The sequence below is a fragment of the Methylobacterium sp. UNCCL125 genome (assembly GCF_900116795.1).
GTDB lineage: Bacteria > Pseudomonadota > Alphaproteobacteria > Rhizobiales > Beijerinckiaceae > Methylobacterium > Methylobacterium fujisawaense.
Genome location: NZ_FPBW01000005.1, coordinates 163,542 through 184,263 on the forward strand (window position 1 = coordinate 163,542; position 20,722 = coordinate 184,263).

The 20,722-nt window shown below is 70.3% G+C and carries 20 protein-coding genes; 10 read left to right on the top strand and 10 right to left on the bottom strand.

The genetic code is table 11. The annotated features are described in order from the left end of the window. Positions 1-30: 30 nt before the first annotated feature. Positions 31-1,467 carry a pyruvate kinase gene (pyk, locus tag BM396_RS06150; RefSeq protein ID WP_043380293.1) on the top strand — a complete coding sequence of 479 codons (1,437 nt, stop codon included), beginning with the start codon at positions 31-33 and terminating at the stop codon, positions 1,465-1,467. Between the two features lie 155 nt (positions 1,468-1,622). On the opposite strand, the gene BM396_RS06155 is transcribed toward pyk, so the two are convergent. From BM396_RS06155 to ubiG, 6 genes are all read right to left on the bottom strand, one after another. Beyond that, the gene (locus BM396_RS06155) at positions 1,623-2,639 is read right to left on the bottom strand and encodes an alpha/beta fold hydrolase (protein ID WP_043380290.1); all 1,017 of its coding nucleotides are present in this window, start codon (positions 2,637-2,639) and stop codon (positions 1,623-1,625) included. Beyond that, positions 2,636-3,247: a tetratricopeptide repeat protein gene (locus BM396_RS06160; RefSeq protein ID WP_078947118.1), complete on the bottom strand. Its 612-nt coding sequence runs from the start codon at positions 3,245-3,247 to the stop codon at positions 2,636-2,638. Before BM396_RS06160 ends, BM396_RS06155 begins: the two co-directional genes overlap by 4 nt. 140 nt (positions 3,248-3,387) lie before the next feature. Then, positions 3,388-3,513, bottom strand: a complete 126-nt coding sequence (ykgO, locus tag BM396_RS06165) for a type B 50S ribosomal protein L36 (protein WP_003601867.1) — start codon at positions 3,511-3,513, stop codon at positions 3,388-3,390. 174 nt (positions 3,514-3,687) lie between these two features. After that, the gene (locus BM396_RS06170) at positions 3,688-4,269 is read right to left on the bottom strand and encodes a PAS domain-containing protein (RefSeq protein WP_244538820.1); all 582 of its coding nucleotides are present in this window, start codon (positions 4,267-4,269) and stop codon (positions 3,688-3,690) included. A gap of 171 nt (positions 4,270-4,440) precedes the next feature. Continuing rightward, the gene (locus BM396_RS06175) at positions 4,441-5,013 is read right to left on the bottom strand and encodes a YbhB/YbcL family Raf kinase inhibitor-like protein (RefSeq protein ID WP_043380286.1); all 573 of its coding nucleotides are present in this window, start codon (positions 5,011-5,013) and stop codon (positions 4,441-4,443) included. 46 nt (positions 5,014-5,059) lie between these two features. Beyond that, complete coding sequence (ubiG, locus tag BM396_RS06180) at positions 5,060-5,833, bottom strand: bifunctional 2-polyprenyl-6-hydroxyphenol methylase/3-demethylubiquinol 3-O-methyltransferase UbiG (protein WP_043380284.1); 774 nt, start codon at positions 5,831-5,833, stop codon at positions 5,060-5,062. A gap of 258 nt (positions 5,834-6,091) precedes the next feature. On the opposite strand from ubiG, the gene BM396_RS06185 reads away from it, so the two are divergent. From BM396_RS06185 to BM396_RS06205, 5 genes are all read left to right on the top strand, one after another. Next, entirely contained in the window at positions 6,092-7,327 is a 1,236-nt protein-coding gene (locus BM396_RS06185) for an aspartate kinase (RefSeq protein ID WP_043380282.1), read from the top strand. 189 nt (positions 7,328-7,516) lie between these two features. After that, positions 7,517-9,778, top strand: coding sequence for a phosphoenolpyruvate--protein phosphotransferase (gene ptsP / locus BM396_RS06190; RefSeq protein ID WP_043380280.1), 2,262 nt, complete (start codon positions 7,517-7,519; stop codon positions 9,776-9,778). 215 nt (positions 9,779-9,993) lie between these two features. After that, on the top strand, positions 9,994-11,079 hold the full coding sequence (gene prfA, locus BM396_RS06195; RefSeq protein WP_043380277.1) for a peptide chain release factor 1: 1,086 nt from the start codon (positions 9,994-9,996) through the stop codon (positions 11,077-11,079). Between the two features lie 23 nt (positions 11,080-11,102). Beyond that, positions 11,103-11,987: a peptide chain release factor N(5)-glutamine methyltransferase gene (gene prmC, locus BM396_RS06200; protein ID WP_244538821.1), complete on the top strand. Its 885-nt coding sequence runs from the start codon at positions 11,103-11,105 to the stop codon at positions 11,985-11,987. A 420-nt stretch (positions 11,988-12,407) separates the two neighbouring features. Then, positions 12,408-13,484, top strand: coding sequence for a DUF4167 domain-containing protein (locus BM396_RS06205; protein WP_043380274.1), 1,077 nt, complete (start codon positions 12,408-12,410; stop codon positions 13,482-13,484). A gap of 69 nt (positions 13,485-13,553) precedes the next feature. Here BM396_RS06205 and BM396_RS06210 read toward each other — a convergent pair whose 3' ends face one another. The 4 genes from BM396_RS06210 to BM396_RS06225 all read right to left on the bottom strand — a co-directional run bounded on the left by BM396_RS06210 (position 13,554) and on the right by BM396_RS06225 (position 16,720). Further along, positions 13,554-14,111 (bottom strand): hypothetical protein, encoded by a 558-nt coding sequence (locus tag BM396_RS06210; RefSeq protein ID WP_348273012.1) that lies wholly within the window; start codon positions 14,109-14,111, stop codon positions 13,554-13,556. Between the two features lie 206 nt (positions 14,112-14,317). Continuing rightward, the gene (locus tag BM396_RS06215; RefSeq protein WP_043380271.1) at positions 14,318-15,043 is read right to left on the bottom strand and encodes an RlmE family RNA methyltransferase; all 726 of its coding nucleotides are present in this window, start codon (positions 15,041-15,043) and stop codon (positions 14,318-14,320) included. Positions 15,044-15,053: 10 nt separating this feature from the next. Beyond that, complete coding sequence (locus BM396_RS06220; RefSeq protein ID WP_043345257.1) at positions 15,054-16,136, bottom strand: Ppx/GppA phosphatase family protein; 1,083 nt, start codon at positions 16,134-16,136, stop codon at positions 15,054-15,056. Positions 16,137-16,246: 110 nt separating this feature from the next. Further along, complete coding sequence (locus tag BM396_RS06225; protein WP_012317168.1) at positions 16,247-16,720, bottom strand: response regulator; 474 nt, start codon at positions 16,718-16,720, stop codon at positions 16,247-16,249. Positions 16,721-17,035: 315 nt separating this feature from the next. Between BM396_RS06225 and BM396_RS33630 the strand changes: the two genes are divergently transcribed. The 4 genes from BM396_RS33630 to BM396_RS06250 all read left to right on the top strand — a co-directional run bounded on the left by BM396_RS33630 (position 17,036) and on the right by BM396_RS06250 (position 20,522). Further along, on the top strand, positions 17,036-17,818 hold the full coding sequence (locus tag BM396_RS33630) for a cold-shock protein (protein WP_043380269.1): 783 nt from the start codon (positions 17,036-17,038) through the stop codon (positions 17,816-17,818). A 528-nt stretch (positions 17,819-18,346) separates the two neighbouring features. After that, the gene (locus BM396_RS06240; RefSeq protein WP_043380262.1) at positions 18,347-18,658 is read left to right on the top strand and encodes a hypothetical protein; all 312 of its coding nucleotides are present in this window, start codon (positions 18,347-18,349) and stop codon (positions 18,656-18,658) included. Further along, positions 18,655-20,178, top strand: coding sequence for a PepSY-associated TM helix domain-containing protein (locus BM396_RS06245; protein ID WP_348273013.1), 1,524 nt, complete (start codon positions 18,655-18,657; stop codon positions 20,176-20,178). Before BM396_RS06240 ends, BM396_RS06245 begins: the two co-directional genes overlap by 4 nt. Beyond that, complete coding sequence (locus BM396_RS06250; RefSeq protein WP_043380256.1) at positions 20,175-20,522, top strand: DUF3325 domain-containing protein; 348 nt, start codon at positions 20,175-20,177, stop codon at positions 20,520-20,522. Before BM396_RS06245 ends, BM396_RS06250 begins: the two co-directional genes overlap by 4 nt. Positions 20,523-20,722 lie beyond the last annotated feature (200 nt).

Below are 20,722 nucleotides of genomic sequence, written 5' to 3' on the forward strand. Positions count from 1 at the left end.
GCACGGCAACGAATAACCGGAGGAATACGCTTGAAACGGTCACGCCGCACGAAGATCGTCGCCACCCTGGGCCCGGCCTCCGATTCGCCGGAGATGATCGAGCGGCTGTTCCGCGCGGGCGTCGACGTGTTCCGGCTCAACATGAGCCACCTGCCGCGCGAGAAGCTGCCCGAGAAGGTGGAGGCGATCCGCACCATCGAGCGGGAGGCCAAGCGGCCGATCGGCATCCTGGTCGACCTGCAGGGGCCGAAGCTGCGGCTCGGCACCTTCGCGGAGGGGGCCGCGATGATCGAGGCCGGCGCCACCTTCGTGCTCGACGGCGATCCGACGCCGGGCGATGCCGCCCGCTGCCACCTGCCGCATCCCGAGATCCTCGAGGCGCTGGAGCCGGGCCACGCCATCCTGCTCGATGACGGCAAGCTCCGGTTGACGGTGGTCGAGACCTCGCACAACCGCGCCGTGACCCGCGTCGAGGTCGGCGGCCGGATCTCGAACCGGAAGGGCGTATCCCTGCCGCATACGGTGATCCCGGTCCCGGCGATGACCGACAAGGACCGGGCGGACCTCGATGCCGGCCTGAACGCGGGCGCCGACTGGATCGCCGTCTCGTTCGTCCAGCGGCCCGAGGACGTGGCCGAGGTGAAGAAGGTCTGCGCCGGCCGTGCCCTGGTGATGGCCAAGATCGAGAAGCCGCAGGCGCTGGCGCGCCTCGACGAGATCATCGAGATCTCCGACGGCCTGATGGTCGCCCGCGGCGATCTCGGCGTGGAGATGCCCCTGGAGCAGGTCCCGGGGGTGCAGAAGCGCATCACCCGCGGCGCCCGGCGCTACGGCAAGCCGGTGGTCGTGGCCACCCAGATGCTCGAATCGATGATCACGGCTCCGGTCCCGACACGCGCCGAGGTCTCGGACGTCGCCACGGCGGTCTACGAGGGGGCGGATGCCGTGATGCTCTCTGCGGAGAGCGCCTCGGGGGCCCACCCGATCGGGGCCGTGGAGACCATGAACCGCATCGCCGAGCAGGTGGAGCGGGACGCGATCTACTGGTCGATCATCCGGGCGCAGAGCGCGACCCCCGACGAGACGGCCGCCGATGCCATCGCGGCGGCCGCCCACCAGATGGTCGATGCCCTGAACCTCGACGCGATCATGGCCTGGACCAATTCCGGCTCCACGGCGCTCCGCCTGTCGCGCGAGCGCCCGAACGCCACCGTGATCGCGCTGACACCCCGGCGCGAGACGGCGCGGCGCCTCGCCCTGGCCTGGGGCACGCATCCGATCGTCACCAAGGATGCCAGCGACGTGGACGACATGTCCTTCCGCGCCGCCAAGTTCGCCGTCCGCGAGAAGTTTGCCGCGGTGGGCGACCGGGTGATCGTCGTCGCCGGCCTGCCGTTCGGCACGCCGGGCGCCACCAACCTCGTGCGGCTGACCTTCATCACCCGCGAGCACGCCGAGAAGGCGTGAGGCGGCAGGCCTCCAGCACTGCCGGCATCCCGATTGCGATCGGGATGCCGGCAGCCGACGCGGCGGGATCTTGCGCGGACAGCAATTCTCAAAACCGGGCTTGCCACCGTTGCCCCGGGACGAGGCGGACGTACGTGTCCTGACCGGCCCGCGGTTCAATGCGCGACGGCCGGTTCCGAACCGGCCGCATTGGTCGCCGCGGCCAGCCGGATAATCTCCTCCGTGACCCGCTCGGCGGCGACATACTGGAGCATGTGGCCGATGCCCGGCAGCAGCACGAGCCGCGCCCCCGGGATCGCCCGCGCGAGCGGCACCGCCTGCGCGTCGGCGCGGACGATCGGGTCGGCCTCGCCGGAGATCACCAGGGTCGGGATGTGGATCCTGCCGTAGCGCGGGCTCTGCGCCGCGAGGGCTCGCGACAGGCCGAGCAGATCCTGGACGTTGGCGAGCAGCGTCTCCGGTCGCAGAACCAGGTCGGATCTGGCCAAGTCCGGATAATCCGCCTGCGCGGGCTGCGGCTTGAAGACCCGGCGCGCCGCCTCGGGCAGGAACCGACGCGCGATCGGCGGTCCGATCGTCCGGCTGAGCACCCACGCCACCGGGGGCTTTATGGCGAACCGCCAGTACCACGGCAGATCCGGCATCCGGTCCGGCATGGGCATCGCCACAGGCGCGGCGAGGGCGAGGGCGGAAACCCGCTCCGGGTGATCCAGGGCGAGGGCCAAAGCGAGGGCGCCGGCCCAGGAATGACCGAACACCACCGCCGGCCCGACGCCCATGCGGTTCAGCGCTTCCGCGATCATCCCGGCCTGCACGGAGGGTGCCGCGGCGTCGCCGCCGGCAATCCGGTCGCTCCATCCGAATCCCGGCCGGTCGAAGGCGATCACCCGGAAGCCCTGCGCGGCGAGGCGGCGGCCGATCCCCTCCATGGGATCCGACGCGTTGGCCGAGGCCCCGTGCAGGAGGACGACGGGCGGCCCGTTCGCCGGGCCGTCCTGCAGGGTCGCGAGCCGCCCGCCGGTGATCGTCACGAACGGACCCGCGGGCGGGTTGGCCGCGCCGACCCGGAGCGTGATCACCAGCGCCGCCAGGGCCCCGATCGCCAGAACGAGGCCGGCGAGGGCGAAGGGCAGGGCAAGGAGGGTCAGGAGGACGGCGATCACCCGGGTCACAGGTCGCGGCCGTCGACCTCCGGGGTGAGGCGGTTGATCGCCTCGCCTACCTTCTCCATCTGCGGGTAGAGCGCCTTCGCCCGCCGGAACGCTGCCAGCGCACGCGCCTTGTCGTCGAGGGATTCGTAGATCCGGCCCATGGCGGCCCAGGCCTCGAAGTGGCGCGGCTCCAGGACTAGGGCCCGCCGCAGATCGGCCAGCGCATCGTCCTTGTCGGTAAGCAGCCAGAACACCGTCGCGCGGCGGTTCCAGCCCTCCGACCAATTCGGTTCGAGGGCGGTGACGCGGTCCATCAGCTCGGCCGCCAGGGGGAAGTCGTGGGCGGTGACGGCCTGGCGGGCGCGGTCGGTCAGCAGGTCGACGGTCGGGCTGCCGGATCCGGCCATGTGCCGCTCGATCAGTCGCGCGATGCCCTTGGCCTCCGCTGGATCCTCGCTGGCGCGCAGGCGCGCGAACAGGTCATCGAGGCTCGGCGGCTTCGGTGCCGGCTTCGCTTCGGCGGTCGGCCGGCCGGGCCGGGTCGATTGCGGCGCTGCCTGGGCCGCCGGCAGTGTCGCCGCGAGGGCCGGCAGGCAGACCAGGGCGGCTATGAGACGGGTCGGCATCATGCAGCCAGACTGTGCGCCGTCGCCACGTCCGTCAACGTGCCGCGGTGCCGCGCGCACGCGGAAACGGCCGCACCCGGTGGACACGGCCGTTTCCTCGATCGGTGCCGTTCTCCGTCCGGCCTCGGCCGGTCGGAACGGTCTCAGCCCTGGCGGGCCTTGAAGCGCTTCTGGGTCTTGTTGATCACGTAGACCCGCCCCTTGCGGCGCACGAGCTGGTTGTCGCGGTGGCGGCCACGCAGGGACTTGAGGGAGTTGCGGATCTTCATCGGTCTTTCGAGCCCGGAGGGCCGTCCATCAGTAAGGGATCGGGAACGTAGCCCTGAGGCAGGACGCGCAGTCGCGTCCGGCGATCACGGCTCACGCATCGCGGGATGGCGCGGCCATATCAGGAGTCGCCCCCACAAGGCAAGGCGCAGCGGACATCGTGCTGCCGGTCCTGCTCAATGGACGCTGTCGAGATCCGGCACCGCCGGGGCGATCACGAGCTGCCGGCCGATCTGGTGCAGCAGCATGTCGAGGAGCGGTTTCAGACGGTCGAAACCCGGCCGGGAGAGGCCATTCTCTGCAGCCGTGTACAGGGCCAGCGCCATCTCGGCGACCTGATCGATGCCGCCGGCGGCGGCATCCGTCGCGTAGAACGCCGATTCGTCGAGAAAGCCCTCACGGCTGCACGCGGTCACATCGATGACGATCCCGTGGGCCTCGTCCACGACGCCCTCGGCGTTCCGGATATACCGGCCGCGCACGAGCACCCAGCGGACTTCGCCGGGTACCGGTACGGTCCGGTACTGTGCGATATACAGGCCGCCCTCGCGGCGAAGGTCAGCGATGATGCACGCGATCCGTCGCCGGTCCTCGGGATGGATATGCTCCAGGAACGCCGCGAAGGGCGTCCCCCGGCCGCCTTTCGGCCGCGGCAGGCCCAGGACCGTCGCGGCGGCGGCGTCGCATTCGAGGACGTCGTCGGCGATGTGCCAAGTCCAGGTCCCGACATCCGATTCGGCCAGGGCACGCATCCCCATGCGGCCGCTCCGCCGCTTCGTGTGCACACCGACGCCCACAGACTCGATCTCCAGGTCCGTCCGGACGCTTTGCCCGGCCGACTTATTTGGTCGACACAATACTGGGACTGCCGAAACGGCACAACGCATGGGAGTGACAGATCAGGATGGTGTTCGAGGGTAGCGACGCCATCAGGAACGATAGTAAACGCCGGTCAGCGTGCCCTTTGCGAGGACGTGCCCGCGCATCGCATCGATCAGCGCGCCCCGGCCCGGCGCCTCGGCCAGGGCGGGAGACTGCCGCAGCGCGAAGATCTGGAAGACGTAGTCGTGCGGCCCGTGGCCCGTCGGAGGATCCGGCGGCAACCATTCCGCGCGCAGGAAGCTGTTTTGGCCCAACGCGTGGCCGGAGCCCGGGTGCCCGGGGCTCGCCAAGGCACCTTCGGGCAATTCGGCCGGCTCGGGCGGGATCGCCCAAGCGATCAGGTGGACCAGCGGACGCGGCGTCGGGCTCCCGGCGTCCTCGACGAGGATCACCAGGGCAGCGGTGCCCGCGGGCAGGCCGCTCCAGGCGAGCGGCGGGGACACGCCCGCACCGTCCGCGGTGAAGCGGGCCGGCATGTCCGCCCCGTCCGCGAAGGCCGGACTGGTCAGCGACACGGTGTCGGGAATGTCGGAGAAGTCCGAATGGACCGCCGTCTTGTCCCGGCCGCCCTTCAGGCCCGACAGGGCTTCGCCGACCGCCCCGGGGATTTTCTCAAGCATCGCCGCGCCCTCCGTCCCGTCTCCAACGGCGGGGGACGCAACCCGTTCACGCAGAGCGTTCGGCCGCGACCATATAGTTCACGGCCGTGTCGCGGCTCGTGCGCCAACCATCCGTGAGCGGGTTGTAGACGACCCCCACCGTGTCGGTGACGGCGAGCCCTCCCGCCCGGATGGCGCGGGCGAGTTCGTCGGGCGTCACGAATTTCTGCCAGTCATGCGTGCCCCGCGGCAGCCAGCCGAGCACATATTCGGCGCCGACGATGGCCAGCGCGAAGGAGCGCAGAGTCCGGTTCAGGGTGGCCCCGAACAGCAGTCCGCCGGGCTTCAACCCCGCGCAGGCGGTCCGCACGAAGGCCGGCATGTCGGAGACGTGCTCCACCACCTCCATGATCAGCACGGCGTCGAAACGCTCGCCGCCGGCAACCACCGCTTCGATGGTCGCGCCGCGATAATCGACCGGCACGCCCGCCGCCTCGGCATGGGCCCGGGCCACCGCGATGTTCTGCTCGGCCGGATCGAGCCCCGTCACGCGTGCGCCGAGCCGGGCGAGGGGTTCCGAGAGGACGCCGCCGCCGCAGCCGACGTCGCAGATCGAAAGCCCGTCCAGCGGAAAGGGCGCGCGCGGATCGCGTCCGAACCGCCGGCACAGGGCGTCGCGGATATAGGCGAGCCGCACCGGATTGAACCGGTGGAGGACGCGCATCGGGCCGGTTTCGTCCCACCACGTGGCGGCGAGCGCATCGAAGCGCGCAACCTCACCGCGGTCGACGAACCCGTCCGTGGCCCGATCCGTGGCCCGATCCGTGGCTGCCCTGTCCATGCGCGTTCCGTCCTCATGCCGGCGCCGCCCCGATCCGGTCCGCCCCTCTATCCGGGCAGGCCGGGTAGGCCGGATCCGCCGCGATGCGTCGTGTCCGCGCTCTAGCATGGAGATCGCTCGGAAGTCGCCGCGGCGCGCGGGCGCCATGCTTGGCTGGTTGTTGACACTCTACCGAGCCGCTTGTACCCGCCGGGCACCGTCCGGACCGGGCTGCAGCGGTCCGTCCAATCGCCACCGGGAACCCGCGACCGAGAGACCATGCCCCGTCTGGTGATGAAATTCGGCGGCACCTCCGTCGCCAACGTCGACCGCATCCGCAACGTGGCGCGCCACGTCGCCCGCGAGGTGGCGGCCGGCTACGACGTTGCCGTGATCGTCTCCGCCATGTCAGGCAAGACCAACGAGCTGGTCGACTGGGTCAAGGACGCGAACGCCCTCTACGACCCGCTGGAATACGACGCCGTCGTGGCCTCGGGCGAACTCGTCACCGCGGGCCTCCTGGCGATCGCCCTCCAGAAGGACGGGGTCAAGGCCCGCTCCTGGCAGGGCTGGCAGATTCCGGTCGTGACCTCGGACGCCCATGGCTCGGCGCGGATTGCCGAGATCGATCCCAAGAACCTCGAGGCGGGTTTCGCAAAGGGCGAGGTCGCGGTGATCGCCGGCTTCCAGGGCGTCCATGCCGAGACCGGCCGCGTGACGACGCTGGGCCGTGGCGGCTCCGACACCTCGGCGGTGGCGGTCGCGGCCGCGATCGGGGCCGAGCGCTGCGACATCTACACGGACGTGGACGGCGTCTACACCACCGATCCGCGCATCGTGCCGAAGGCCCGCCGCATGGAGCGGGTGACCTTCGAAGAAATGCTGGAGATGGCCTCGCTGGGCGCCAAGGTGCTGCAGGTCCGCTCGGTGGAGCTTGCCATGGTCCACCGGGTGCCGACCACGGTCCGGTCCTCCTTCGATCCGCCGGACGCCGCGCGCCCGGGCACCCTCATCTGCGACGAGGACGACATCGTGGAACAGCAGATCATCACCGGGATCGCCTTCTCCCGGGACGAGGCGCAGATCACCCTGCGCCGTGTCAAGGACAGCCCCGGCGTGGCCGCCGCGATCTTCGGGCCGCTGGCCGACGCCAACATCAACGTCGACATGATCATCCAGACCGTGTCGGGCGACCAGTCGACCACCGACATGACCTTCACGGTGCCGGCTTCCGAGTACCAGCGCTCGCGCGCCATCCTCGACGAGGCCCGCACGCAGATCGGCTACGCCCAGATCGAGGGGGCCACCGATGTCGTGAAGGTATCGGCGATCGGCGTCGGCATGCGCAGCCATGCGGGCGTGGCCGCCAAGGCGTTCAGGGCGCTTGCCGAGAAGGGGATCAACATCCGCGCGATCACCACCTCGGAGATCAAGTTCTCCGTGCTGATCGACGCCGCCTATACGGAGCTTGCCGTGCGCACGCTTCACTCGCTATACGGCCTGGACCAGGCCTGAGCCTGGGACGACGCGGGTTCGAGCGGGTCGCGTGGTGTGAACTAGACAGTCACGGGCCGATCCGCCGATCTCAGAGTGTCTCTGGGACCAGCGGTCCGGTCCATCCGGTGCCAGCCGTCCCGGGTTTGGCGCCAAGGTTGCAGGGTGGTCGACGCCAAGGCCACTCACCGACGCTGGAACGACGAACCGATGCCCGCTGCGCCCGGAGGCCCGCGCCTGCTGCTGCGCCGCCTCCGCGAAGCGATGGCGGAGCCGGTCAGCCCCCAGGCGCGCCTGGATCGCATCGTCGTCCTGATCGCCGCCAATGTCGTGGCCGAGGTCTGCTCGGTCTATGTGCTGCGCGATGACAACACCCTCGAACTGTTCGCCACCGAGGGCCTCAACCGCGAAGCGGTCCACCAGACTCGCATGCGGACCGACGAGGGCCTGGTCGGCCTGATCGCCCGCACGGCGGAGCCGCTTTCCCTTTCGGATGCGCAGAACCACCCGGCCTTTTCGTACCGTCCGGAGACCGGCGAGGAGGCCTATCACGCCTTCCTGGGCGTGCCGCTGCTGCGGGCGGGCAACACGCTCGGCGTCCTGACGGTCCAGAACAAGACCTATCGCGTCTACTCCGAGGAGGAGATCGAGGCGCTCCAGACCACCGCCATGGTGCTCTCGGAGATGATCGCCTCGGGCGAGCTGGAGGGGCTAGCCCCCGATGCCGGCACCGCGGCCCGCCGCCCGGTCCTGGCGCGGGGCATCGCGCTGGCCGACGGCATCGGCCTCGGCTACGTGGTGCTGCACGAGCCCCGCGTCGTGGTGAAGACGCTGATCGCCGAGAACGTCGACCGCGAGGTCGCGCGCCTCGACGCGGCCATCGAGGAGGTCCGCTCGGCGATCGACGCGCTGGTGGAGCGCGGCGACCGGATCGGTACCGCGGAGAGCCGCGAGGTTCTCGAGACCGTCCGGATGTTCGCCCACGACAAGGGCTGGCTCCGGCGCATGCGGGAGGCCGTGGCGTCGGGCCTGACCGCAGAAGCCGCGGTCGAGCGGGTCCAGTCGGACAACCGCGCGCGGATGATGCGCCAGTCGGATCCGTATCTGCGGGAGCGGCTGCACGATCTCGACGATCTCGCCAACCGCGTCCTGCGCACCCTGATCGGCTCCGAAGCGGCCGGAACCATGGTGCTGCCGGAGAACGCCATCCTGGTGGCGCGCACCATGGGGCCGGCGGCCCTCCTCGACTACGAGGCCTCGACCCTGCGCGGCATCGTCCTGGAGGAGGGTGGTCCGACCAGCCACGTGGCGATCGTCGCCCGGGCGCTGGGCATCCCGGCCGTGGGCGAGGTGGAGAATGCCACTGCCCTGTGCGACGCGGGCGATGCCATCATCGTCGACGGCGTGGCCGGCGAGATCCATGTCCGGCCCGGTCCCGAGGTCGAGGCCGCCTATGCCGAGATGGTGCGCCTGCGCGCCCGGCGGCAGGAGCAGTACCGGGCGCTGCGGGACGTGCCCGCCCAGACCCGCGACGGCGTGCGCGTCGGCCTGCACCTCAATGCCGGCCTGCTGGTCGATTTCAGCCACCTGCAGGAGACGGGCGCCGAGGGCGTGGGCCTGTTCCGCACCGAGCTGCAGTTCATGGTGGCGCAGCGCATGCCGTCGGCGGCCGAGCAGGAGGAACTGTACCGCAAGGTCTTCGCCGCCTCGGCGGGCAAGTCCGTCACCGTCCGCACCCTCGACATCGGCGGCGACAAGATCCTGCCCTACATGGCCAAGCTCGAGGAGGAGAACCCCGCCCTCGGCTGGCGGGCGATCCGCATCGGCCTCGACCGGCCGGCTTTGCTGCGCATGCAGCTGCGCGCCCTGCTGAAGGCCGCCGATGGCGACCCGCTCAAGATCATGTTCCCGATGGTCGCCACGGTGGACGAGTTCGTGCGCGCCCGCGGCATCGTCGAGCGGGAGAAGGCCTACCTGAAGCGCCACGGCTACCGGCTTCCCACCGATTGCCGCCTCGGCGCGATGATCGAGGTGCCCTCGCTCCTGTTCCAAATCGACGAGATCGCCCGGGAGGCCGATTTCCTGTCGGTCGGCTCGAACGACCTGATGCAATTTCTGTTCGCCGTGGACCGGGAGAATCGCCGGGTCGCCGACCGCTTCGATCCATTGAGCGTGGCGGCCCTCCGCGCCTTCCGGCTGATCGCCGAGCGGGCCAACGCGGCCTCCTGCCCGGTGACTGTCTGCGGCGAGATCGGCGGCCGCCCCCTCGACGCCATGGCGCTGATCGGCCTCGGCTACCGGCAGCTGTCGATGTCGCCGGCCGCGATCGGGCCGGTCAAGGCCATGGTGCTGAGCCTCGATGCGGGCGCCATCGCCGAACTCATCGACGCCGAGATGGCGCGGATGCATGACGGCGACTCCCTGCGCCCGGCGCTCACGGCCTTCGCGCACGCCCACGGCATCCCTATTTAACCGCGACCCTTGCCGAACATTCGGCCGGGGTTGTACGGCAACGCCACGACGCTTTCGGCCGACGCGCCGCGGCTTCCGCTCTCGAACGGAAGGGGCGTGGATTTGGGGGAAGTCCTGCCGGGTCACGGTCCCTCCAAGCCACGCGCCTCTTCCCCCCGAGACGAGACCCGCGCCCAGCCCGGAACGGCACGCGCAGACCTGCAGAAACACGGGCGATGATCCCCTTTCCCACCGAGCGCCTCGACGCCATCCTGGCGCGGCACGACATCGTCACCGCGCAGCTCGGCTCCGGCGAGATCGATCCGGAGACCGTGGTCCAGCTCTCCCGCGAGCTGTCCGACCTCGACCCCGTCGTGGCGGCGATCCGCGGCTACCGCGCGGCCCTGGACAACCTCGCGGGCGTCGAGGCCCTCATCGACGAGCCGGGCACGGATCCGGAGATGCGGGCCCTCGCCGCCGATGAGAAGCCGGAGGCGCAGGAGGCGCTCGAAGCCGCGCACCGGGCCCTGCAGGTGCTGCTCCTTCCGAAGGACGCCGCCGACGAGAAGAGCGCGATCCTGGAAGTCCGCGCCGGGACCGGCGGCGACGAGGCGGCCCTCTTCGCCGGCGACCTGTTCCGGATGTACGCCAAATACGCCGAGTCGAAGGGCTGGCGGGTCGAGGTAATCTCCGAGAGCGAGGGCACGGTCGGCGGCTTCCGCGAGGTCGTGGCCGAGGTGAAGGGCCGGGGCGTCTTCGCCCGCCTCAAGTACGAGAGCGGCGCTCACCGGGTGCAGCGCGTGCCCGACACCGAGACGCAGGGGCGGATCCACACCTCCGCCGCCACCGTGGCGGTACTCCCGGAGGCCGAGGAGGTCGACATCCACGTCAACGATGCGGACCTGAAGATCGACACGATGCGGGCCCAGGGCGCGGGCGGCCAGCACGTCAACAAGACCGAATCGGCGATCCGCATCACCCACCTGCCGACCGGCATCGTGGTGTTCGTCCAGGAGGAGCGGTCGCAGCACAAGAACCGCGCCCGTGCGATGGCACTCCTGCGCGCGCGGCTCTACGACGCCGAGCGCAGCGCGAAGGATTCGGCCCGGGCGGCCGACCGGAAGGCACAGGTCGGCTCCGGCGACCGCAGCGAGCGGATCCGGACCTACAATTTCCCGCAAGGAAGGGTGACCGATCACCGGATCAACCTGACCCTCTACAAGCTCGAGGAGGTGATGGCCGGGACCGCCCTCGACGAGGTGGTCGACGCCCTGATCACCGAGCATCAGGCGGAGCTGCTGGCCGCCGAGGGTATGGCCTGAGCCATGTCGTGATGCCGGCCGCGATGCAGAACAGATCGCGCCGCGAGGCGCTGCGAGCCTGCACGGCACGGCTGCAGGCCGCGGGCGTCGTCGAGGCGGCAGGCGATGCCCGGTTCCTCCTGCTCGGAATCCTCGGCCTGGAGACGCGCGATCTTCTGATCGAGGGCGAGCGCCGCGTCAGCGCGGACGAAGCCGCGGCCCTCGACGCGGCGCTCGCCCGGCGCCTCGCCGGCGAGCCGGTGGCCCGCATTCTGGGCGCCTGGGAGTTCTGGGGCCTGCCCTTCCGGCTCGGTCCCGACACCCTGGTGCCGCGCCCGGACACCGAAATCCTGGTCGAGGTCGCGCTGGCCGCGGTGCCCGACCGGACCGCGCCGGTGCGCTGCCTGGACCTCGGCACCGGAACGGGCTGCATCCTGACGGCCCTTCTCTCGGAACTGCCCCGGGCCAGCGGGGTCGGGCTCGATCGCTCGGACGGGGCCCTGCGCGTCGCCCGGGACAATGCCGTCGCCAACGGCGTCGGCGACCGGGCCCGCTTCGTCGTCGGCGATTGGTGCGAGGCCCTGCGCGGAACCTTCGACCTCGTCGTCTCGAATCCGCCCTACATCGCCCATGACGTGATCGCGACCCTCGACCGCGAAGTCCGCATGCACGATCCGGCGGCGGCCCTGGATGGCGGCGTCGACGGCCTCGACGCCTACCGGAGAATCCTCGACGGTGCGGCTGGGCTGCTCGCCCCGGGCGGCAGGCTCGTCCTGGAGATCGGCTACGATCAGGCCTCGGCGGTGCTGGCCCTTGCATGCGCGGCGGGCTTCCCGGATCGGGGATTGACCCGCGACCTCGCCGGCCGCGACCGCGTCGTGAGTTTCGACCGGCCACAGGGTCTTTTATCCGGCCACAGGGATGCCTAAGTCAGGGTTGAGCATCGCGTCACCGAAAAATTGCTTGTTGCATCAACCGGGGAACGCTAGAGTCGGCTTGAAGATCGCGAACCGTCCGTTAAGACGGACGGCTGTAAGGTCGGTGGTGACCATGGGTCGCCGATTGGTTCGCTGATCCCCCTTAACCGTCGAACCAGAACGCGCCGGTGCCAGCGCGGCGGTGCGACACAATCGAACCTGACAATCAACTGAGGATCGGCGGCTTTAACCGGGCGCCCGCTTCGAGGGATGGTCAGGCAGACGCGCGGACCGAAGAGCGGTCGCACGCGCGGCGCCGCCGGATGCGCTTGGCCGGATTGCGCCAGGAGATCCGCCCGGGCGCCTCCGTAGACAGTCGTTTGCGTGAACGAGGGTCATTACAGACCGATGAGACCAAACCAGAATCGACGGATGCGCGGCCGGAACCGGCCGAAGGGTCCGAATCCGCTGACGCGCTCGTACGAATCCAACGGTCCCGACGTCAAAATCCGCGGCACGGCGCAGCACATCGCCGACAAGTACGCGCAGCTTGCGCGGGATGCTCTGGCGGCCGGCGATCCAGTTGCGGCTGAAAACTACTTCCAGCACGGGGAGCACTATTTCCGCATCGTTTCCGGTGCCCAGGAACAGAATCGCCCGGCTAATACCGCCGGTTACGCCAGTCGTCCCTATGACGACGACATGGAAGAGGGCGACGACGAGGCCCAGGGCAACGGCGGATCGCAGAACGGTCACGGCTATAGCGGCTATGAAGACGCCGATCCCGGCCAGCAGCCGCAGCCCTACGAGGGTCGTCAGGACGGAAACCAGGACGGTCGGCAGGGCCGTGACCGGTTCCAGAACCGCGATCAACGGCGGTTCGACAACGGCGGGCGCCAGGATTACCGGCGTCAGGACCAGCCGCGTCAGGACTATCAGCGCCAGGATTATCAACGGCCGGACTATCGGCAGGAGAACCGGCAGGACCGTCAGGATTACGGGCGTCCGGATTATCGCCAGGAGCGTCACGACGGCCGGCAGGACCGCCAGGACGTCCGGCAGGATCCTCGCCAAGATACGCGCCAGGATGCTCGGCAGAATGATCGGCAAGACGCCCGCCAGGACACGCGCGGCGATCAGGGGCGTTACGAGAGCGGCCGCAGCGAGGCTCCGCGGTCCGAAGCCCGGCAGGAAACGCGTCCTGAGGGGCGGCCCGAGCGGGCTCCCCGCGGCGAGGCCGGACGTCAGGGCGAGACGGCGCCCCGCCGTGAGCGCCGCCGCGAGCCTCCGCCTGTCGTGGAGGCCGAGGAGCCGACCGGCCTGCCGGCATTCCTGATGGCCCCTGCGCGTCCCGCCCCGCCGGCTGAACCGTCGCCTGCTCCCGAGCCGGAGGCTGCGGCCGAGGAAATTCCGGCCGCCAAGCCCCGCCGCCGCCGCCGCCCGCGTTTCGAGAGCGCCGCGGACGAGGGCAGCGCCAACACGTCGCCGGCAGACGTGCCGACCGAGTGAGCCAAAGCTGCAGGAAGCACTGAAGAGAGGCCGTTCCGGGCAACCGGAGCGGCCTCTGTCGTTACGGGCTCAGCGTGGCACGGTTTTCCAGTCCGGGCAGGCCTGGACCCGGTGGATCAGACGGTGCCGCCGGCCGCTCGCGCCGAACGGCCCGAGCTCCCAGTCCCAAGCCGCCTCCGCAGGCGGGAGCTCGGACCCGAACAGCATATCGAGGCTGTCGGTGAAGCGGCCCGACCGATCCTCCGCGCGCTGCACCGCGTCGGTGATCAGGCAGACGCGCTCGACCCGGCCTGCCAGGGTGTCCAGGGCTTTGAGGTGGGTCTCGACCAGATGTGCCCCGAGAAGGGGCGGGGCCGCGCGGCCCCGGGCCTCGTGGGCCTCGATCGGGACGATCGGAAGCTGCGACAGCAGGTTTGCCGAAACGATGAGGTCGGCGCCCGTGCAGAGATCCGCCCAGGACCCGGCGAGGCCTGCACTGATCTCGGCGGTCACCAGCGCCACGTTCGGGTATCGGCGGGCGGCGATCCGGGCCGGCCAGGGATGCACGGCATCCACGAGGCCGATCCGATCGAACAGGCGGGCGAGATCGTCCAGCGGCACGTCGTCGAGCAGGCCGGAGCCGAGCACGACCGCATGTCGGCAATGCCCCGTTCCCTCGGCCGCCGCCGCGATCGTGCCCCGCGCCTGCGCGAGATGCGGTGCCCAGACCGCCCGGCAGCGGCGCTATCGCGCGTGAAGCAGGCCGCTCTGCCGGACATAGCCAAGCCTGCGCAGGGGCCGCGGCGCTGGATTGACGACCGACAGGGCCCAGGCGACCAGCACCGCCGGCCGGCTCACTCCGCGTCGGAGGGCGCGGTGTGCGCCGAGGTGCCGCGATAGCCGGTCGCGAGGACGTAGAGCTCGCTCGAATCGGCTCGGCTGGCGGCGGGCTTGACGTGGCGGACCGTGGCGAAGTCGCGCTTCAGGTCGGTGAGCAGGGCGCCCTCGGTCCCGCCCTGAAGCACCTTGGCCAGGTAGGCGCCGCCCGGCCCAAGGATCTCCCGGGCGAATTCCGCCGCCGTCTCGGCGAGGCCGATGATGCGCAGATGGTCGGTCTTCTTGTGGCCGGTGGCGTTGGCGGCCATGTCGGACATCACGAGGTCGGCCGGGCCGCCGAGCATGCCGGTCAGCCGCGCCGGCGCCTCGGGATCGAGGAAATCCAGGGTGATGAACTCGACCCCGGCCATAGGCTCGATCTCCAGGAGATCGATGCCCACGATCCGGCCCGACGGCCCGACCACCCGGGCGGCCACCTGCGACCAGCCCCCGGGAGCCGCGCCGAGGTCGACGATCTTCTGGCCGGGCCGGAGCAGCTTGTAGCGCTCGTCGATCTCCAGCAGCTTGTAGGCCGCCCGCGAGCGATAGCCCTCGCGCTTGGCCCGCGCCACATAGGGATCGTTGAGCTGGCGCTCCAGCCAGCGCTTCTGCGACAGGGTCCGTCCACGCCCGGTCTTCACCCGCTGCTTCAGGTCGCCCCGGACCCCGCCGCCGGAGCTCGCGCCGCCGCGCCGGTCGCTCATCGTGGGGCCCTCATCGGACAGCCTTCCGGTTCCAGACCCCGTCCTCCCGCATCATGTTCATCAGCAATCCTTCGCGCAGGCCGCGATCGGCGATGCGCAGGCGCTCCGAGGGGAACGCCCGGCGGATCGCCTCGAGGATCGCGCAGCCCGCGAGCACGAGATCGGCGCGGTCGCGACCGATACAGGGGTTGTCGGCGCGCTGCTCCAGCCGCGTGTCGAGCAGGTCGTCGATGGCGGTGGAGACTGCGGCGTCGGTCATCCACAATCCATCGACCCGCCGGCGCTCGTAGCGCGCGAGCCGCAGATGCATCGCCGCGATGGTCGTGACGGTGCCAGACGTGCCGAGAAGGTGGAAATGGGGCGCGGTCGCGGCGGCAGCGGCCCGGAGGGCGAAGGCGGAGAGCTTCTCGGCCACCTCCTCGACCATGCCCTCGAACATGCGGCGGGTGACCTCGGCGCCGCCGTGGCGCTCGGCCAGGGTCACCACGCCCACGGGCAGCGAATCCCAGGCGCGGATCCTGAGCGTCGGATCGGTCGACGGATTGGCCGCCGCGCCGTCCAGCCACGCGATCTCGGTCGAGCCGCCGCCGATATCGAAGATGATCACCGATTCGGCCAGCGGATCCGCCAGCGCCGCGCAGCCGGTGACCGCGAGATAGGCCTCGGTCTGCCGATCGACGATCTCGAGGTCGAGGCCGACGCCGCGGCGGACGCGCTCCACGAAGGCGGCCCCGTTCACCGCGAGGCGGCAGGCCTCCGTGGCGATGATCTTGGCCCGCTGCACGCCACGCGCCTGCATCTTGGACCTGCAGATCCGCAGGGCCTCCACGGTCCGCTCGATCGCCGCCTCGCTCAGGCGGTCCGACGTGCCGAGGCCTTCGCCGAGACGGACGATCCGTGAGAACGCATCGATCACCCGGAAGCCGCTGAAGGTCGGCTCCGCGACCAGCAGGCGGCAATTGTTGGTGCCGAGGTCGAGCGCCGCGTAGGCGGCGCGCCGACGCTCACGGCCCGGCAAGGGGGCTGGCGTCTGAAGCGGCACCGCGCCAGTCTGGATTCGGGACGGCGCGGCCGCGGCGGTCTCGTCCCTCATCGGCGCGGCCGTCGATCCTTCGGGTCGGCCTTGAGCGTCGCGCTCGGCCTTTGTTGATCTGTGACCCTACAGGCTCAGCGGGGAACTGCAACGCCCCATCGCGGTCGCGATCAGGCGACGGCCTTCATGGCGCTGGCCCTGCGCGGGATCGGGCGCAGGAGACTCTTCACCTGGGAATAGGGGCGGGGCCGGTTGATCACCTCGTCCAGGCGAGACCACAGGGTCTTCGGCGAGAACGGCTTGGCGATGATCTCGTTGACGCCGAGCGCCACCGCACGGTCGACCACGTTCCGGCGCGGCTGGGCCAGCATCAGGATGATCGGGATCGTGGGGCAGGGAGAGGTGGTCGGCGTCCGCGCGAGCCGGATGAACTCCTCGCCCGACAGGATCGACAGGTCCCAGTCGATGATGCTGATATCGGGTTTGCTCTCGGCCAGCACGCCCAGCGCCTCCGCCCCGTCCGGCGCCTCCAGGACCCGCTTGATACCGACGCGCATCAGCATGTCGCGCACGATTCGGCGGATGTAGAGACTCTCGTCGACGACGAGGGCCGAGAGATCGGGGAAGGTCGGGGTCGCGATCATGGCCGGCGGGCTCTGCGGGGCGCGGCGCCGAGTCTAGGCGGGACAGCCTTTGCGTTTCGCTAACGCCTTCCCTCGAATGAGTAAGGACCGACCCGGGATCGGGGGCGGACTCCGTTGTTTGCCGCAAGAAAGTAACGAAACGGGCGCGTCTGAGCCAAGAAGGTCCTTGCGGTCAAGGCCCGATTGCGTCAGGACTGGGGCGTTATTCTTGGTTACCGCGACCTGGGGTAATGATAGTGCGGGGCGTGGGCTGTCTGGGATGGCGCGCACGCGGTATTCGAGACAAGGGCGGCGGACGGTTTTTGCGAGCTTTCGATGGGACGTGGTCGTGATTTCAGGGGGCCGCAGAAGCGCGGCTTCGACGAGGGTGGCGAGCCGAGATGGCCTGATCAGGCACCCCCGAGCGGCGGATACGGCGGCGGCGGTTTCGGCGGTGGCGGCGGCGGTTTCGGCGGCGGCGGTTTCGACCGTGGTCCGGCGCGCGGCGCGGCACCGGTCGCGTCCGGACCGGAGCGCGATGCGACGGTCAAGTGGTTCAACAAGGAGAAGGGCTTCGGCTTCGTCGAACTCGGCGACGGTTCGGGCGATGCCTTCCTCCACATCCGCGCCGTCGAGGCGGCAGGCCACGATGACCTGATGCCGGGCACCCGGCTGACGGTCACGACGGCCCAGGGTCAGAAGGGCCCGCAGGTGACCAGCGTCACCAGCGTCGACACGTCCACGGCCGAGGCGCCTGCGCCCCGGCGCGAGTTCCGTCCGCGCACCGGCGGGTTCGGTGGTGGCGCTGGCGGCGGCTACGGTGACCGCGACCGCGGCGGCGGTGGTGGTTACGGCGGCGGCGGTTTCGGTGGTGGTGGCGGTGGTGGCCGCTTCGCCAGCGGCCCGTCCGTCGAGATGAGCGGCACCGTGAAGTGGTACGATCCCGCCAAGGGCTTCGGCTTCGTGTCGGTGAACGACGGCGGTAAGGACGTCTTCGTGCACCGCTCCGCTCTGTCCCGCGCCGGGCTCGATTCGCTCGCCGAAGGCCAGCAGGTCACGCTCGGCGTGGTCGAGGGTCAGAAGGGCCGCGAGGCTCAAAGCATCAACGTCGAGGATTGAGGGCGCGCGGCGGTCGCTTTGCCGCCGCGATCCTGAGAAGACTACGAGGCGGCGGTCCTGTCCGGGACCGTCGCCTTTCTCGTTCCTGGACGATCGATGCGCTGCTTGATGCTGCCGACGGCTCTGCTCCTGCTTTCGGGCAGCGCCCGGGCTGAGGATTTCACGGGCTTTTATGCCGGGATCAACGCGGGCTACGGCTGGGGCACCGGGCACCGCGGCCCTGAGGGACGCCGCCCCGTGACCGCCGGATCGTCGGCCCTTTCCAAGCCGGAGGCCGGCCCCGATCTGCCGCCGAGTGCCCGGAATGCCGCCATCGCGATCCGCGGATCCGACCGATCCGCAACGCCCGGAACGACCGGTCGTTGAGACGGGCTGCCGCGCAAGCCGGGACTTTCATCTCTCGGCCCGACCCGGGCGATCCTAACCGCCTCAATTCACACTGGAATCGTTCTGGAACATACGCGTTGCCTGCCGGGCGCAGCCGCTGCTAGGTCGCGATATGATTTCACGGAAGCGAGAGGGCGCGCGATGAGTGCCCATGCCGTGCCCACGCTGGCCGATCGCTTGGCGGTCGCCGGCCGGGTGCTTCTGGCGGCGTTCGGCGGTTATGCCGTTGCCGCACTCGCGTGCGCCTGGCTGGCGCTGATTCTCCCCGGCCAGAGGGCAGAAGCGGTATCTGCCGCGACCCTCGCGAGCTTCAGCATCATGGCGGCGGCCGTGATCTGGGTGTTCGCCGCCCGGACGATCGCGCGTGCCACCCTGGTCCTGGGGGCTGCGGCGCTTCTGCTGACCGTGGCCTTGTGGCTGGCCGGCGGCTTCAGGCACGGGGTCGCCCTGTGAGCCGCGCGCGGAGCTTCCGCCAGTCCATGGCGTGGCTGCACACGTGGTCCGGCCTCGTGGTCGGCTGGGTGCTGTTCGCCATCTTTGTCACCGGGACGGCCAGCTATTACCGCAGCGACATCTCGCGATGGATGCGGCCCGAGCTGTCCGAGGAGGCGCCGGATCCGGTGGTGGCGGCAACGCGCGCCGGTGTGTTCCTGCGCAAAACCATGCCGGACGCCGCCGGCTGGTCGGTCAAGCTGCCGAACGCCGAGGCTTCGGTCGTCGAGGTCTACTGGTGGCAGAACCTGGATGGGCCCTACCATCAGGCGCTGCTCGATCCGGTGACGGGCGAACCCGCACGCGTCCGCGACACGCGGGGCGGCGACTTCCTCTACCGCTTTCACTTCGAGTTGAGCCTGCCGCCGATCTGGGGGCGCTGGATCGTCTCGGGCTGCGCGATGATCCTGCTGATCGCGCTGATCTCCGGGATCGTGACACACCGGCGCATTTTCGCCGACTTCTTCACCTTCCGCCGGGACAAGTCCGTCCAGCGCGGCTGGCTCGACGCCCACAACGTGATGGGCGTTCTGGCGCTGCCCTTCCACCTGATGATCGTCTACACGGGCCTCGTCACCCTGTCGTCGATGCTCATGCCCTGGGGCGTGAAGGCCGTCTACGGCGACGACCTGCTCCGGTACTATGCGGAGGCGGGATTGGCGGCGCCGGGAGCCGGCCCCGCCGGGCGTCCGGGCGTGCCGCTCCCCTTGGGCGAGATCGTGGCGCGCGCCAGCGCGGCGGGCGGCGAGACGCCCGAGATGCTGATGGTGACGCTTCCCGGGGACGCCAATGCGACCGCGACGGCGTATTTCGAGGAGCCGCATGGGCTCGCGCATCTCCATCCGCAGATCGTCTATGCGGCCGGAACCGGCGCGGAACTCGCGCGGGTCAGCGAAGCCGGCGCCGCGACCCGGACGGCCGCCGTGATGGCGGGGCTGCACGAGGCGCATTTCGCGGCCGCTCCGTTGCGTCTCGTGTTCTTCCTCTGCGGCGTGATGGGCGCGGCCACGGTTGCGAGCGGGCTGGTCCTCTGGACCGTGGCGCGGGCGCCCAAGGGCGCGGATCCCGCCCGATTCGGTCTACGGCTCGTGCGGTTCCTTAACCTCGGCACCATCGCAGGACTGCCGGTGGGACTCGCGGCCTATTTTCTGGCCAACCGTCTGACGCCCTTTGGGCTCGAGGCCCGGGCCGATTGGGAGGTCCGCGTATTCTTCGCCGCCTGGGTCGCCGCGGCGCTCGCCGCAGCCCTGTATCCGCGACAGCGAGCGTGGCCGATCGCCCTCGGGGTGGCGGCCTGCGCCTTCCTGGCGATCCCGTTGGTCGATGCGGTCCTCGTCGGCCAGAACCGGTTCCTCGGTTTCGATGCGGCGATGGCGGCTGTGGGTCTGGCCCTCGTCGCGGGCTCCCGGCTGGCGGCACGGCGACGGCCGGCGGAATCGCGGCACGGCCAGCCCAGCCTGTCCCGGGCGGCGGAAGCATGACCGCGGCGGCACTGATCCTCAGCCTTCTCCTGAGCTTCTCGGGCTTTGCCGCCCTGGCCCTCAGCCTCGACCGGCATCACCGGGCGGCCTACCGGATCAGCGTCCCGGACCGGCGTGTCGCCAGCTTGCGGATGGCTGGCTGGTGCGGGCTCGCCCTCTCGTTCGCGGCGGCCATCGCGGCGGCCGGCTGGAATTTCGGCCCGGTGCAGTGGATCGGATCGCTGACCGGGTCCGCCTTATTCGTGGTGGCGTTCATCGCCTATCGGCCTACCTGGCTGCGCAACGCGGCCCTGGCGGCGCTGCCGCTCGCGGCGGCGGCCGCTCCGCTCGCCTTGCTCAGGTAAGCAGGCGCATCGGAGTCTTCCTCGATCGGCGGTGATTCGAACGGTCATCGGGACGCGGGAATGGCCTTCGAAGGCGATTCGGACCACTCCGACGCCGAGGATATCTCTCCGCTCGCGGTGAGGTCCGGAAGAGCGTAGGATCGGCCCACTCGCGCACTGGCCAAAAGTCCACCTTGATTCGGCAGGCCAAAAGCCATTGG

Coding starts and splice junctions, on each gene's coding strand:
- BM396_RS06160 (WP_078947118.1), bottom strand. CDS start 3,247: ATGATGCCGACCCGTCTCATAGCCGCCCTGGTCTGCCTGCCGGCCCTC.
- ykgO (WP_003601867.1), bottom strand. CDS start 3,513: ATGAAGATCCGCAACTCCCTCAAGTCCCTGCGTGGCCGCCACCGCGAC.
- BM396_RS06170 (WP_244538820.1), bottom strand. CDS start 4,269: ATGGGGATGCGTGCCCTGGCCGAATCGGATGTCGGGACCTGGACTTGG.
- BM396_RS06175 (WP_043380286.1), bottom strand. CDS start 5,013: ATGCTTGAGAAAATCCCCGGGGCGGTCGGCGAAGCCCTGTCGGGCCTG.
- ubiG (WP_043380284.1), bottom strand. CDS start 5,833: ATGGACAGGGCAGCCACGGATCGGGCCACGGATCGGGCCACGGACGGG.
- BM396_RS06185 (WP_043380282.1), top strand. CDS start 6,092: ATGCCCCGTCTGGTGATGAAATTCGGCGGCACCTCCGTCGCCAACGTC.
- ptsP (WP_043380280.1), top strand. CDS start 7,517: ATGCCCGCTGCGCCCGGAGGCCCGCGCCTGCTGCTGCGCCGCCTCCGC.
- prfA (WP_043380277.1), top strand. CDS start 9,994: ATGATCCCCTTTCCCACCGAGCGCCTCGACGCCATCCTGGCGCGGCAC.
- prmC (WP_244538821.1), top strand. CDS start 11,103: ATGCAGAACAGATCGCGCCGCGAGGCGCTGCGAGCCTGCACGGCACGG.
- BM396_RS06205 (WP_043380274.1), top strand. CDS start 12,408: ATGCGCGGCCGGAACCGGCCGAAGGGTCCGAATCCGCTGACGCGCTCG.
- BM396_RS06215 (WP_043380271.1), bottom strand. CDS start 15,043: ATGAGCGACCGGCGCGGCGGCGCGAGCTCCGGCGGCGGGGTCCGGGGC.
- BM396_RS06220 (WP_043345257.1), bottom strand. CDS start 16,136: ATGAGGGACGAGACCGCCGCGGCCGCGCCGTCCCGAATCCAGACTGGC.
- BM396_RS06225 (WP_012317168.1), bottom strand. CDS start 16,720: ATGATCGCGACCCCGACCTTCCCCGATCTCTCGGCCCTCGTCGTCGAC.
- BM396_RS33630 (WP_043380269.1), top strand. CDS start 17,036: ATGGGACGTGGTCGTGATTTCAGGGGGCCGCAGAAGCGCGGCTTCGAC.
- BM396_RS06240 (WP_043380262.1), top strand. CDS start 18,347: ATGAGTGCCCATGCCGTGCCCACGCTGGCCGATCGCTTGGCGGTCGCC.
- BM396_RS06250 (WP_043380256.1), top strand. CDS start 20,175: ATGACCGCGGCGGCACTGATCCTCAGCCTTCTCCTGAGCTTCTCGGGC.